Here is a 14,253-nt window from a genome sequence, read left to right on the forward strand (position 1 = left end):
ATTAATCAATCGGTGATTGCAAGTTATTTTTGCTCAATATCTTTACTATTGGTATCGGAAATAAAAGTATTTTGATTTTTGATTTGTTCGTTGAACTGTTCTTGCGTTATATCGGGCATTCCGGATATCCATGATGACATGTCGTTTACATGTTTGTCTTGCACAATGAAATTTTTAAAAAATTCTTTATAGGGAACTTCTATGATATCAAATGTCAAAGCAGCCATGCCTTCACTGAAGAAACCTGATATTGGTGTATTAAGGCCAAATTTGCTTTCTAGATCAATGCCTTTGAGTATAATAGGGTTATTGAGTGCTAATAGTGTTGCTATAGTTGATACGGTTTTGATATAAAGTTCTAAAAAGATTTCTAGTGTATTCGTGTTTACAAACGGGAGGTGACTGGCCATTATTCGGGAATTAGAGCCTGATAGTTCGCGGTAACTTTTGTCTGCACCTTTATTGTGCGAATAATCTGACAAGTTGTAGTAGTGTTGCTTAACTCCTGCGGACCAGTCGTAAAGTTCTTGTACTTTTGAATATTTATCTAGTTTAACTAGTTCTTTTAGCATCTTGGTAAAATAAGGGGTGTCCGTTTTCGATTTATACCATTCGGATCCTTGTTCAAGCTGTGTCTCTCCCTGTGTAAAGTAAACAGTTAACACTGTCAGTTCTAGTGCGCGCCGTAAATCGGCGAAACTTGCTTTATAGGAACCCAATAGTGCATGTTTTATGGCGTAGTCTAATTCGTCGATAGCCTCTGTTATTGGAAAAAATCCGATCGTTTGATACAATTCAAAAGAATAGGGAATTGCATCCAACATACAAACGCTGGTAAAACGAATACAACTCTTTAATTTTTGGGAGCTAAGATATTCCGTGTCTATAAAATCTAAACTCTTTTGGAATCTGTTTTCCACCCCAAAAAGATGTATCCATCCTTTTGCTTCAATTTCATCTTCGGGAAGAGAAGAGAAATCGAGCGTATTAGCCTTTGTATAGTTTTCTTTCATAGTTGTGCTTACTTTTACCGATACCTCTGAAGCTGAATATCCAAGAGAAAACCGGTCTATTTTGACAATAATTGCTTCTTAATTTCAGTATTATCGGCAATTTTATAGCTTATTATTAGCGGCCATATTGCGCTCACTATTCAACATAACTGTGGCTATTGAAACAATATGATCTTAGCAAATTAAATATAGCCAGTAGTCGTTAAATAACAAAATGTTTGTTTATTTGGTGATCAACTTGCGAATACCTCTTGTTCTGCTAAAATTTTAACGTATTTCTGATAAATCTGCAAAACGAGGCCGAGATCAGACTACCAAAATTTCCTTAAGTTTGCGTAATAGCCTTTCAACTTGCTTTTTACAAGCAAGTTGAAAGTGGTTTGTTCTTTTCGTTTTGGTAATTGATTAAATGGATGGATGTGTTGAAAGTATTAGTCTGCCAATGAATCTTAAATAGAGAGAAACGGGTAGCGTTATTTATTAGGCTTTATTCAGGGGCCTTACTTTTACCTATCGAAACCAATGTGTAGACTACTGCTGAAAGTAATGGCCCCCAAACAAGCTTGAATCCGACAGCGTAATGCTGTATTAGTTCCCCGTGTGAATGAAATCTAGTATAAGTCCACAGATTGTCAGAATGATAAAATAAAAGCGAAAACATTATCTCCCAATTCCATAAAGGCCATACAATCAAAAATGAAACTGTTAGAGCAATTATGAAACGCTTAACTATGAAACCTAAGGGAAATAGAATCAGATTTTTCATTCATAGTTGTTTTAAGCTTCTAATCTAGAAAATGTTTTTTTGACATCTTCGGATTTACATAATTACTTTACTATTCAAAAGCAAGATAAATAGGTTTTGTGCTAATAGATTTAACAAAGTGGCGCACTGCGCGAAATTTACCGCCCAGGCCTATTATCTACGTTTATGCAACAAATGATCGTTTTTTAAACGGTATCAAGATTATTGCTCCTTGATTGTACAATATTTATAATCCCTAATAGAACCTTCGTATATTTTCCATTTACCATCAGTTTCGACCTTGTAGGATCGGGGTTTTCCATCTTCTCCTTGATAGAACACAGCAAAATTTGCCGTTGTGGCCAGTATTCCAGAAAAGATATTGAGCTGTATTTCAACTCGTGATGGCGAGGTTTCTTTTGCTGAAACAATTTGGTATTTCTCTGGTACAAGACACTTTAGCGCTGAACGTACTATGCCAGCTAGCTCCTTTGTTGTCATTCGTTTATTCCCAATGCCAAACAGTGAAACCTTTTCAGCAAGGGCATAGTAGTTTCTGCTTTGCCAATATTCCACAAACTCGGCAATGAATCTCAATGGTGTACCGGTACTAAAATTCGTCGAGGGTCCATTTGCTGGATAATCTTCACCTATGTTATATACTTCGGGAACGCGCGTTTCAAAAGGGGGCAGCAGTATTCGGGTTTCCGCCGGTACGATGGTCGTTTTTTGAACGTACTGCTCATCGTGAATGGATTTTGTTTTTTCTGCCTCAAGTTGATCTGAAACGTGCAATCGGCTATTTAGGATCTGTATTCCCCAGTCGTACATTGCGATAGTAGCTGCCCAACATTTAGCGTTTACAAATGAATTTGCATAACCTAGATCTCTCCCATGTAAAATGCCATTTCGGTAAGGAATGCTGATGTCTTCACTTCGGGTAGTTTTCCGTGCTTTGGAAAATACTTCCCTGATTTTTGGTAATCCAGACTGATGGCCAGCTATGGAGTCCTCGAAAGTTAGATCGCTTGATTCTGTAAAGAAGACATTCCCATTTAGCAAATCTGCTACAACACCATCCATCATCATTAGTAGCAAAGGGATGCTTGCATGGTACCTTCCTGCTAGGGTATCTTCAAAAGCGGCTCTGTATAGTCCATACCGTTCTTTAAAAGGAGACCGACGTTTGAATTGTTTCAACAGCGATTGTAGCTGGTTTGAATTATAATACGCCACCAATCGAATTTCTCCGGCCTTTAAATTTCCTCCTAATCCGTCTTCGACGACGTGCTTTAACAGGTCCGTTTGCATGCTCTCATGCGCTACCCATCCCATATCACCATACAGTCTATTGAAATTATCTGCAAGATTGGACAACGCATCGAAACTTTTTAACATTTGTTCCAATTCCGCTAATTGCTCCAGATTTGATCCGGACTGATCAGTTGCTATTAAGTGCTTGCGCAGGATATCTGCATCCGCAATTTTCGCCTCTAAATCCTTGAATAATTTGTTGTTTTTTATCGGTTTCATAAGATGTTATCTAAGGGTTAGGTCTATATTTTTTTTATCGTTAAAGTACTAATGATGCTGTTAGCATATTTTCCGGTTTATCGGCATCAAGTTCACGTAAGCTATTATCCAGCAAAATTAGCTTCTTACTACGCAGTCAAGCTGCGCAATGTGCGGTACGTGTGTTTTTCTTATATTAACCTTAAATTTGAGATGGTAATTGGTTGGGTGGACGGCTAAACATAGATCTTTGTTTATCGGGGTTTTTCCAAAATTTTAGTCAGATGGCGAAAGATATGCAGTTTCTATTTTTTGCGATTGAAATCATCTCGCCCGATGTCTAGGAAGTCCAATCTCGTTCTCTAACGGATAGGGGGCACGATTTGTCATACTGACATCTTCTTTGACCTTGTAGTGTACATCGAATGCTTTGCTTTTCTCGTGTGAATAACGCGGATCGGGGATAAACGGCATCTTGGCCATTTTTTGGATGGTAACAGTGGGGAAATGATAGTCGACTTCTACGGTGCCCAGTAATAGATAGCAACCACCACCTAAAAAAGGGGAGTGCTCAAGGCTGTTTGGAAAGTGGGCGGTATCGAAGTAATCTCCATTGGCATCGACCCAGGTGCCAAAGAACATGGTGCCGCGTTTGGTGGGTACGTGCTTGCGTGAAATGAGGTAGGCTAACATCTTGACCTGCCGCTTGTGGTGGTAATTAAGATTCTTTGCCATAACATGGCCGCGGTATTTGGTTTGCAGCAGGTCGAAAGGCGTGCAGGAAACAGGAAAGCTCAGTAGCTCGATTTCGTCAAACGCATCTTCAAATACAGAGCGTTCAAGTTTTGGAAGCTTGTATTCTTTTGCTGGCTCGTTTATCAGCAGGCCGTTTCGATCTTCGGGTTTAAAGTTTATCAGTAGAAGCCGAGCCTGCACCAATAGCTCGCTCTTGCTTTTGCCGGTAAAGCGGAAAGCACCTATAAAGATCAGAATTTGCAAGCCTTCGATACCGATCGGAATGCGACGTACGAAATCTTCCAGTGTTTTATAATCGCCATTCTTTTTGCGTTCTTCAGGGATGAGCGTGCCGATCTTGGATTCTAGACTTTGTAGGTGCATTAACCCTAGGTAAATGTCCCTGTCGTACAGCGTTGTCTCGTATTCGCTTTTGTTGACGCAGGGCGTGAGGATGGTTGCACCGGACATGCGCGCTTCGTGTACATACACTTCCGTGCGATAGAAGCCTCCCTGGTTATTGATGACCGCTACCATAAACTCGATCGGGTAGTAGGTCTTTAGGTAGAGGCTTTGGTAGCTTTCTACTGCATAAGATGCTGAGTGCGCTTTGCAAAAGGAATAGCCGGCAAAGGATTCGATCTGTCGGTAGACTTCTCGGCTCAGTTCTTCAGGATGACCTTGCCTGTTGCAGGAGGCAAAGAAGTTATCTTTCACTTTTTGCAATGCAGCAAGTGAACGGCCTTTGCCACTCATGGCGCGGCGCAAGACATCGCCATCGGCTGCGGTCAGGCCTCCAAAGTGCATGGCGATCTTGATCACGTCTTCCTGATAGACCATAATACCGTATGTGTCGCCCAAATGTTCCTCAAATACGTCATGGAAATACTCGAACTGATCGGGGTGATTGTGCCGAAAGATATACTCTTTCATCATGCCGGATTGGGCCACGCCCGGCCGGATGATCGATGATGCGGCGACGAGGGTTTTGTAATCCTCACATTTTAGCCGGCGAAGCAGCCCGCGCATGGCAGGGGATTCGATGTAAAAGCAGCCGATCGTTTTGCCTCGGCTGAGCATATCATTACAGCGTGCTTCGTTCTTGGACATCGTGGTATCGCGAATGTCGACGTTTAGTTGCCTGTTTTTCTTGATGAGCTTGACGGTATCATTGATACTGCCAATACCGCGCTGGGAAAGGATATCGAACTTCTCAAAGCCAATATCTTCGGCAATATGCATATCAAACTGCACGATCGGAAAGCCCTTGGGTGGCATCTCCAGTGCGGTAAAATTGGTAATCGGTTCTTCTGAAATCAGTATACCGCAGGAATGCATGCTTCGCTGGTTGGGGTATTTCTCCAGCATCTTCCCATATTTCATCACCAAGCGAACGACCTGACTATCGTCATCACGCTCCGCTGAGCGCGTGGCCAAGGCGTCGAGTTCTTCTTTTGGTAGACCAAAGACCTTTCCGACTTCCCGGAAGATAGAACGGTACTTAAACTCCACATTCGTGCCGCAAAAGGCAACATGATCTCTGCCATAGCGATCGAAAATATATTGCAGAATCGTATCGCGCTCTTGCCAGCTCCAGTCGATATCAAAGTCGGGTGGTGTTTTGCGGTTTAGGTTCAGAAATCGTTCAAAGTAGAGATCAAGCTCCAATGGACAGATATCGGTTATGCCCAGGCAATAGGCAATGATGCTGTTTGCCCCGCTACCTCTGCCGATGTGCATAAAGCCCATACCGTTGCTATAGCGGACAATATCCCAAGTGATCAGGAAATAGCCACTGAAGCCAAGTTCATCGATTACTTTGAGCTCTTTTTCTACACGTGCCCGTGCTGCGGTATGCTTGTCGCCATAGCGTTTTTTTAACCCTGCGTAAGCCAAGCTGCTGAGCAATTTGATATCGCCTTGCCGGTTTTCGGTATAATGCTTCTTGTTTCGAGGCGTTCCGAAGTCAAACTCAAAATTGCAGCTTTCGATTACCTTGCGCGTATTGGCAATGATTTGCGGGTAGTCTTGATAGTTTTCTAGTAGCTTATTGAGGGGCTGCAAGGTTTCATCTATTTTGCAGGTGTCGTCCTCGCTAAGCTTGGAAAGTATGACGTTTAGATCCACTGCGCGAAGAATGCGGTGCAGGTTATGCTCGGTCTTGCCGGATACCGTAACGGGACTTAAGATCACCATGCGAGAAATATAGGGCTTCCACCTCTCGCGGATAAGTTGGCTTATTTGCTCAGGGCGAATGCCTACATATTCATTATCCTTCAGCTGCTCGGGTACATTGGATAGGGGATAGATCGTGATAACTTCTTGGAATGTGGGAGCAAACTGCGGTAGCGGTATATGCTCGACATTGCGATCGGTTAACAAGCGGCAGATTTCGCCGATCCCGGATTGCTTTTTGGCAAGGGTGATGTAAAGCAACCTTTTTTCTTCGCGGACTTCCATACCCACAACAGGTTTGATGCCCTCGGCCAGGCACGCTTTGGTGAAATCGTAAATGCCCGCTACTGTATTGATGTCGGTCAGCGCCAAAGCGGTAATATGAAGCGCACGCGCTTGCTTGACCAGCGTTTCGATTGCTATGGTACCGTAACGTAGGCTATGAAAGGAGTGACAATTGAGGTACATGGCTTACTGATCTTCTTTGCTTGCAAACCGGAAACCTGATGCGCGGCCTACTTTATCAGCCCCAAAGCGATTTTTGATCTTGTCCATAGCCTGATAGAGCGATACCATTTCCTGTGTGTCTTCAAAAATATTGATCTGCAGGCTGCCCCGTACCAAGTTGGTAAACCGTACACCGATCAGACGGATGCGCATGCGGCGGTTATAAAGCTTATCGAACAGCTCCATGACGGTTTGCGAAAGCGTATGGTCTGCAGAGGTGTAAGATACCCTAGATTGCTTGGTTTCGGTATCAAAATTTGAATAACGGATTTTAAGTACGACTGTGGAGGTGAGCCACTGCTCAGCACGTAGCTGATAAGCCAGTTTCTCGACCATGCCGGTGATCAGTCCGCGCAGCTTCGGGATATCGATCGTATCCATCCCAAAAGTATGCTCGGTAGAAATGGACTTGCGCTCGGAGTAGGGTTCAACGGGGGAGTGGTCTATGCCGTTTGCTTTCTTCCATATCTCCCTGCCGTTCTTGCCGATCATTTGCTGGAGCACCTCAACAGGCATCTCGGCCAGCGTAAAGATCTGACGGATGCCGATTCGTGATAGCAGCTGAAAGGTGGCATCGCCCAGCATGGGGATTTTCTTGATGGAAAGTGGGTTGAGGAAGGAGCGGACACTCAGCTGCTGGATTTCTTTTTTGCCTTTGGGCTTGGCCTCTCCGGTGCCGATCTTGGCTACGGTTTTATTCACCGATAGGGCAAAGCTGATGGGAAGACCAGTGTGCTTTGTTATGGAGCTGGACAGTTCGTCAGTCCATTTATAAGCGCCAAAAAATTTATCCATGCCGGTGATGTCAAGGTAATGTTCATCGATGCTTGCTTTTTCTACTACGGGGGCTTTCTCTTCGATAATTTCGGTGACCGTGCGCGAGAGTTTGGAGTACATCTCTATATCGCCTTTGATGACTTTCGCCTCCGGACAAAGACGTAAGGCCATCTTGATCGGCATAGCCGAACGCACGCCATAATACCGCGCCTCGTAGGAGCAAGAGGCTACAACGCCGCGTTCGCCACCACCGATAATAACGGGTATACCGCTCAGTTTACTGTTGTTCAAACGCTCGCAGGATACGAAAAATGTATCCAGATCCATATGCACTATCGCCCTTTCCATCGTGACCTCCTTTGTAAAATTTCTACAAAGCTAATTTGAAATACTAAAATAATTAGTAATATTGTTGTCCATATTTAGGACAATGTTGTATTGGATAGATAACATAAAATACCTCCGGGCGAGGAAAGGGCTCTCCCAGCAGGGCTTAGCGGATGCTTTGGGGATTACACGTGCACGTTATTCTAAGTATGAGTATGGGCAGGCCGAACCGCCACTTGAGCTTGTGGTGAAGATAGCAAGGTTCTATGGGGTTAGTATTGATGTTTTGCTAGACGACGATATATCCGGCTACAAAGGCGGATAACTTTGGGATATTTTGGATTATTCTTGCCTAAATATTGTTAAACTCCAGTTCGTTATTTAGATTTGTAGTATACACTGCCGTTTCTTAAATAGCTATTAACCTGAGAACTGAATTTACATGTTTGTCTGCCGGATGATTTTTGCTAGCTGTGATGCGGTCATTTTTTTTACATTTTTTTTGTTGAAAATGGAGTTAAATGTTTTCAGCCGAGTGATAGCCTAGTGGCTATTACTTTTAACTGCGTGTAATTTTCAATAAAATAACAATGAATCGATGAGAAATGGTGATTTTAATAAAAGCGTGATACTAACACTTTCCAAAAGAGCCGGTGCACATTGTTCTATTTGCAAGGTCATTACTAGTATTCCTCATCAAAACCCAGAAAAATTTCATAATCTTGGTGAGGCTGCACATATTTATGGTTTAAAGAATAGACCAAATCTCCGATATGATAGTAATATCGATCCGAAATACTTGTCTTCTGCAAAGAATGGAATTTGGTTATGTCAATCCTGCCACCATATCGTCGACAACGATGCGGACACGTACACTGTAAAAGTTCTTGAGAAGGCAAAAGCTGATCACGATGCATTAATTATCGCCATCCATAGCTCTGGAAATAAATTGATGCCGGAGCTTTCGAAAAAAGATGATGAAATTAGAGCGCTTAAGAAACTTATAAAGGCGAGAGAGGATCTGGTAGATGCAAAAGAAATTATCTATGATACGGAGGTTAATAGGCTTAAAATTAGTTTATTGGATTTTGAAAAACAGAAGGTCTTCTTGGAAGATCAGCTAGCTAAATTGAAATCGGAACTTGTTAGTTTTAATGATGAGAATCTAAATTTACTATTGCGGAGTAATGACTTATCGGAAGCCTTAGATTTCATAAGCGACGTTAGATTACGTGAAAATGAAGCGAAGCTAGGAAAAGCGAGGTTGTTAAAAGCTCGTGTGCATTTATCAAAAGGGGAGTACGAAACAGCGGAAACTAATTTTGATAAGGCGTTTGAATTGTGGCCATCAAGCTACGTTGCATTGGAGTTCATCAACGTTCTTTATTACATTAAGCTAGATTATAGTAAATTAATTCGAATTGCAAAATTGGCAATCGAAAACGAGGAGCACCCAAGAGTGTTGGTCGAGTTAAATGGGCAGCTTTCCAACGCTCTTCTAAAAGTTGGACGAGCTAGAGAAAGTCTATATTGCTTACAACAGGCACTTACTATTTTGGATAGTTTGGAAGATCAAAATGCGCCAATGATAAATGTTCAACTAGCGCGGCTTAATAAAGCTGCCGGTGATTCATATAAGCTTCTGGGTAAAATTAAAGAGGCATTAAATTATTACGAGATCTCGCTAAATCTATATTTTCGTCTTGCCCTAAACAGCGATGAAGGTGCTACAACCTCAGAGTTTGCTGGATTAGCGACGGCAATTGGATTGTTGTATGAACAAAATAACGACGAAAAAGAGGCTTTGATCCATCATCTTAGAGCGAAAGAAGTTCTAAAAGATATCCACGACGGTAAAAACACCAAAGCCTTGATCTTTTTAAATATTGCTACATGTTATATGAAAGCCGCTAATTTTGATCCGGAAAAAGCGAAACATCATGTAACCAGTGCAATTGATATCCTTGAAGATTTAAGTAGGGAAAGGCCAAATGAAAATCTAGAATACCTAGTAGGAGCCCGTTGCCAATTAGCAGATTTACATATCTTAAGCGATTTAAAAATCGCTTTCAGTTGTTATGAGGACGCATTAAAACTTGCAGAGATGCTCCTTCAAATTAATCCAGTTTTTTTAGCGGTAGTCTCGCATGTAAAACATAACTATGCTGTTTCCCTTCTATTTGGAGGGCAACCAGTTAAAGGAATGAAATTGTTGGACGAATCAATTGAAATACTTCGTGAATCTAAAGATTATCATGCTAGACACGTTGAGGAACTCTCTTCATCGCTCTTCTTAAAGCTTGATTTTACGTCCTCAAATCAGGAAAAGAGAGCTCTCTTAAAGGAGATAATCGAAATAAATCACGATACAGATCCATTCGACAAGTGTATTCTTTATAAGAATAAAGCTGAAAAAATGCTGCATCATTTCGGTGCTGATAAAGAGTAGTTATCTTTGTTTTTAATACATTCATTTACAGAACAGATCTTTAGCATTAATTATCATTATTTTTAAAGATGGATTGTCTTCGTAGTCGAAGTACAATCGATAAACTACATTACTGTCTTATTGATAATGGTCTATATTCCCTTCAACCAATTGACAAGCGATTCTTTCGCTGCCATCGTCACAAACGGTTATAGTAATTTTGTTGTGCAGCGATTCGAATGGCCCGGCGTAGAGCACAATACGGGATTTTTGCTTTCTCCCTACATGGAGCATGCCGATGCTTTAGCGCATGCCTTTCACTTGGCGCCCAAAGAAGGAAAAGCACTCACATTACCTGATGACTTGGATAAAATCCAACCATTGCTCGAGTCAGGATCGGGCTACCGTATATACTTAAGTCGAATCAAAGAGGTCGGCTGGGAAAAGCGAATGCTCCGAATGTATAAAGACACGATCATCGGCTATTTGCGCAACAATACGCGCTTTAAGCGAAGTGATAGCATTGATATCTTGTTTACCTTAGAAAATGGAAGAGTATGGGCAGTGATCTCTAATGGGAACACTGAGAAGAGGGTGAAGGCGATTGACCTTATTAGGTAGGAATGAAGCTTCCCAGTTATGTAGTTCCGTTTCTTATTTTTTCTTCAACTCTTTAGGTAGCGCTTCAGCGTAATTATGGCTCCTAAATGGAACATGCTCTTTGCATTATGTTTTGCTTTAAGCTCTTTAATGAGCTTTTCTACGTAAGAAAGGCTAGATGGTTTATGGCCCGTTTCTTTAAGGGCTGATGCTATCTCCTGTTGGCTCATGCCTTCCAACAAATAGTCGACTACAATTTTTTCTAACTGCTCGGGATTCATTTTTTGTTTGTAAACGCTTGATTCAATTTTACGGATTAGCTGATTGATCTAAATTACTGCTTCCGAAATACGTTAGCTAAGGTCGGAAATATGGGGGAACTGCTGGGCTCTTTGCTGTATCTTTTAGCTAAAAGGATGACGCTACGATCCCTGTTCCATGGTAAGATACATGTTTTGTATTGATATACCGTGATATTAGTTTTTTGACATCATAATACTGTACTGGTTTTACCGTAGTGTACATATGAATTTAATCTAGTATGAAAAGGTAACGACTTGATTTAGCGCCGGGTTGATTTTACAGGCGTAACGGCCAAGATTGGATTACGGGAAATGTTTCTTATCTTTCGTTTATTAGTCAACTAAACACTTCATTATGTGCTGGGATATTTCACTCCATACCGATATCGAACTGGCTAAAGCCATCTTTAAAACTGTGCGTGATGAGCGCTACGACTTTGATTACAACTATGTCTATTTCGAAAACGTACAAGCAATCACTTTTCCAAAGTATCCCATTATCTATAAAGACAAGGAAGGATCGGGTTTAGGTCTTATCGAGATGGAATGGGGGGGATTGCCAACTTATTTGAAAGATCCCAAGGAACAGGCTGATCGTAGGCGTAATATGGTCAACGTGCGAAGCGAACGTATATTGGAGGATCATAAGTCATATTGGTATAGATTACGAAACCAAAGATGCCTAATTCCGGTGTCTGGCACCTTTGAACATCGAAAGGTAAATGGCTGGAAGAAAAAGGTACCTTATTATATCGGTGAGGCTGGTCGTGAATTGTTTTTTATTCCCGGTTTGTACCAGTGGCATGAGATGGTGGATGAACATGGAGAGATTCACAAAGTGGAAAGTTTCGGTATGCTGACGCGATCAGCAAACGATGTGATGGCAACAATTCATAATGATGGACCCAACAAGCACCGCATGCCTTTATTTCTTCCGGAAGATTTGGAGAAGCAATGGCTAAATGATATTTCTGAAGAAGAAATGCTGCCCATCTTTAATTTTGAGATGCCCAGCGGTGCGCTTGAGGCCTATCCCGTATATACCCTGCGGGGCTATCCCGAGCGACCAGACGGTAAACGTCGTTACGAACCTTTTGGATGGGAAGGATTACCTCCTTTGGGGCAAGATTCTCCGCAGCAGTCTCTTTTTTAGCAAGATCAATTATGCTATTTGATATTTACGTTATGGAATCTAGGGTTTAGTTTCCTCTTATGCGTGTTTTAAATTGTCTCGCTATGTTCGTAACCTTAACTATGAAAGTGCTGACCTCCATTTCACCATTATCCGATGAGGATCTCGTTTGGTATCCAGAGACAATTGATGTAGCGGAGTTAATGGATCTCAATAATGAGTTTATGCGCAGGATTTCCATTCCACTCCATGAGCCACATTTTTTGATTATTGATGATGCTATAAAGAACATACATGAGGATTATTTAATTGGACAGGTATTCCTTGAGCCGATGTATCGAACTCCCGAACAATAGGAAAATTGTTTCGGTCTAAGTACATTGATATTATTGCGGCTGGCAAAATAAAGAGCAAATTAAAGATGAAAAACTTAGTTCCATATTCTTTGTTACCTGTAGCAATCCGAGAATACTTTTGAGCAAATAGAAATGGATTAAATCGCCGCTCAATAATTTAGTTGGCGTTTATTTAGCTAAGATTGCATGGTGACTTGTTCGAACATTTACACCACCAAAATACTACGGGAATAATATTAATATTTTTTTTGCTAATATTTTTAGGGTATTTCGTAGTTTCGAAAACTACAAATATGGAAGAGACAGTCGGAACATCAAGCAGCTATCCCTATAAAGGACAACCGTTGCGGGTATTTTATAAAGGGCAGGATTATAATTTTCAGCTTTTGCAGAAGGGACTTCGTAAAGAGGACTTAGAAATCAAGGTTTTATTGGATGGCCAAGTTCAGGTGCTCATTATGCGTGAGGGTAGATGGTACTTTAGTGGATCGGATCATGATCAACTACTTGCACATGAAATTTACAGAGCAATTTCGCTGCGGTATAGATTGTAATTAGGCATTTAATGTCATCGAAATAAAGCCTTGCTCCATTAATTTACCGCTGTTAAAGATGGCGATTAATTAAAAAAAGCAGATTGTGGTTAAATAAGTGAATTTGTGATGTGTTTGTTTATTCCAGTCAGACAATGGGAAAGGCATAATATACACAGCAAATGAAACCAAACCTATCCCGAATTGTCTGCCACGGTTTGTCAGCTTAATGATTCGCAATATAAACCCGCCGCCTGACAAACGTTAATTCTCGGCGTGAAAATAGTAAGATTTGTAATATTTTCAAACTTATGGTAAGTTAAGATATTGTTAAGGAAGACTTGTTTTCGCAACTAACTTTTCGGTTACCATGAGCTTAGTTCCCAACGCTGGGTGGATAGGACACAATAATGTTTTCTGGATCGCTCACATCAAAAACATAAACCTTGCCAGGTGAGTTAGAAGGAAATGGATTTTCGCTGGCCGAGGCAACTTTCTTCCCATCTAGATAGAATTCAATGGTAAAGTTCATTGTTGGAGTATTCGGATCAACGAAGATCTGGTACGGAGCTGCGATAGCCACACTCAGTGTAGAAACAGGCTCGGAAGTCTTAAATCGGACTTCATCTGAAGGAATGCTAGAATACGTAGCGGTTTTTATCACGCTTGCTTCGTGAATAATGCTACCTTCTTCCTGAGTTTCTAGACCAATAAAATTGAAGTCTGGGCTTAATCCTCCATTTATACTCGTCCCCTGAGCCGATAGGTAAAGGGCATGACTACCATAGGTCGATCCAAATTTCAAGCGAGTTTCGACAATCTTTTTCTCAGCTTGTGTAGGGGCGGCAGCATCATCACCTTTGCAAGAGGAAAGTAATGCAAAAAATAGGAGTGTAGCGGCTAAAATATATGGGTATCTTTTCATAATTGTATCACTTGAGGTTTCTACTTCTTCATGGTATGGGATCATTGTAGTAAAAGTAATTATTTTATTATTGTTTCAATGAAATATCATAAGTAATGTTTGTTATTCTAAATGACTACATGTTCACTTTTTTGTAATTGTACCCAAATGTCTATTGGCGTATATTGGCGAATACATGACATGGGG

12 protein-coding genes are annotated in these 14,253 nt (G+C 41.3%); 6 read left to right on the forward strand and 6 right to left on the reverse strand.

The genetic code is table 11. The features are described from left to right. Positions 1 to 23: 23 nt before the first annotated feature. The 4 genes from SCB77_RS21145 to dinB form a co-directional block, all read right to left on the reverse strand. Complete coding sequence (locus SCB77_RS21145) at positions 24 to 1,013, reverse strand: hypothetical protein (protein ID WP_320183991.1); 990 nt, start codon at positions 1,011 to 1,013, stop codon at positions 24 to 26. 967 nt (positions 1,014 to 1,980) lie between these two features. Then, positions 1,981 to 3,291 carry a hypothetical protein gene (locus SCB77_RS21150; protein ID WP_320183992.1) on the reverse strand — a complete coding sequence of 437 codons (1,311 nt, stop codon included), beginning with the start codon at positions 3,289 to 3,291 and terminating at the stop codon, positions 1,981 to 1,983. Between the two features lie 303 nt (positions 3,292 to 3,594). Then, a complete protein-coding gene (locus SCB77_RS21155) occupies positions 3,595 to 6,648 on the reverse strand; it encodes a DNA polymerase III subunit alpha (protein WP_320183993.1) in 3,054 nt (1,017 codons plus the stop codon). Positions 6,649 to 6,651: 3 nt separating this feature from the next. After that, entirely contained in the window at positions 6,652 to 7,812 is a 1,161-nt protein-coding gene (dinB, locus tag SCB77_RS21160; RefSeq protein ID WP_320183994.1) for a DNA polymerase IV, read from the reverse strand. An 82-nt stretch (positions 7,813 to 7,894) separates the two neighbouring features. Between dinB and SCB77_RS21165 the strand changes: the two genes are divergently transcribed. From SCB77_RS21165 to SCB77_RS21175, 3 genes are all read left to right on the forward strand, one after another. Further along, complete coding sequence (locus tag SCB77_RS21165) at positions 7,895 to 8,116, forward strand: helix-turn-helix domain-containing protein (protein ID WP_320183995.1); 222 nt, start codon at positions 7,895 to 7,897, stop codon at positions 8,114 to 8,116. A gap of 273 nt (positions 8,117 to 8,389) precedes the next feature. Beyond that, positions 8,390 to 10,240, forward strand: a complete 1,851-nt coding sequence (locus SCB77_RS21170) for a tetratricopeptide repeat protein (protein WP_320183996.1) — start codon at positions 8,390 to 8,392, stop codon at positions 10,238 to 10,240. Positions 10,241 to 10,366: 126 nt separating this feature from the next. Beyond that, the gene (locus SCB77_RS21175; RefSeq protein WP_320183997.1) at positions 10,367 to 10,840 is read left to right on the forward strand and encodes a hypothetical protein; all 474 of its coding nucleotides are present in this window, start codon (positions 10,367 to 10,369) and stop codon (positions 10,838 to 10,840) included. A gap of 44 nt (positions 10,841 to 10,884) precedes the next feature. Here SCB77_RS21175 and SCB77_RS21180 read toward each other — a convergent pair whose 3' ends face one another. Continuing rightward, positions 10,885 to 11,100 (reverse strand): helix-turn-helix transcriptional regulator, encoded by a 216-nt coding sequence (locus tag SCB77_RS21180; RefSeq protein WP_320183998.1) that lies wholly within the window; start codon positions 11,098 to 11,100, stop codon positions 10,885 to 10,887. A 376-nt stretch (positions 11,101 to 11,476) separates the two neighbouring features. Between SCB77_RS21180 and SCB77_RS21185 the strand changes: the two genes are divergently transcribed. The 3 genes from SCB77_RS21185 to SCB77_RS21195 all read left to right on the forward strand — a co-directional run bounded on the left by SCB77_RS21185 (position 11,477) and on the right by SCB77_RS21195 (position 13,163). After that, positions 11,477 to 12,274, forward strand: coding sequence for an SOS response-associated peptidase (locus tag SCB77_RS21185; protein WP_320183999.1), 798 nt, complete (start codon positions 11,477 to 11,479; stop codon positions 12,272 to 12,274). A 101-nt stretch (positions 12,275 to 12,375) separates the two neighbouring features. Then, positions 12,376 to 12,609, forward strand: a complete 234-nt coding sequence (locus tag SCB77_RS21190; protein WP_320184000.1) for a hypothetical protein — start codon at positions 12,376 to 12,378, stop codon at positions 12,607 to 12,609. Positions 12,610 to 12,902: 293 nt separating this feature from the next. Beyond that, positions 12,903 to 13,163 carry a hypothetical protein gene (locus SCB77_RS21195; RefSeq protein ID WP_320184001.1) on the forward strand — a complete coding sequence of 87 codons (261 nt, stop codon included), beginning with the start codon at positions 12,903 to 12,905 and terminating at the stop codon, positions 13,161 to 13,163. Between the two features lie 355 nt (positions 13,164 to 13,518). On the opposite strand, the gene SCB77_RS21200 is transcribed toward SCB77_RS21195, so the two are convergent. Beyond that, positions 13,519 to 14,067 (reverse strand): hypothetical protein, encoded by a 549-nt coding sequence (locus SCB77_RS21200; protein WP_320184002.1) that lies wholly within the window; start codon positions 14,065 to 14,067, stop codon positions 13,519 to 13,521. Positions 14,068 to 14,253: the final 186 nt, after the last annotated feature.

Origin of the sequence: Sphingobacterium bambusae (genome assembly GCF_033955345.1) — a bacterium.
GTDB lineage: Bacteria > Bacteroidota > Bacteroidia > Sphingobacteriales > Sphingobacteriaceae > Sphingobacterium > Sphingobacterium bambusae.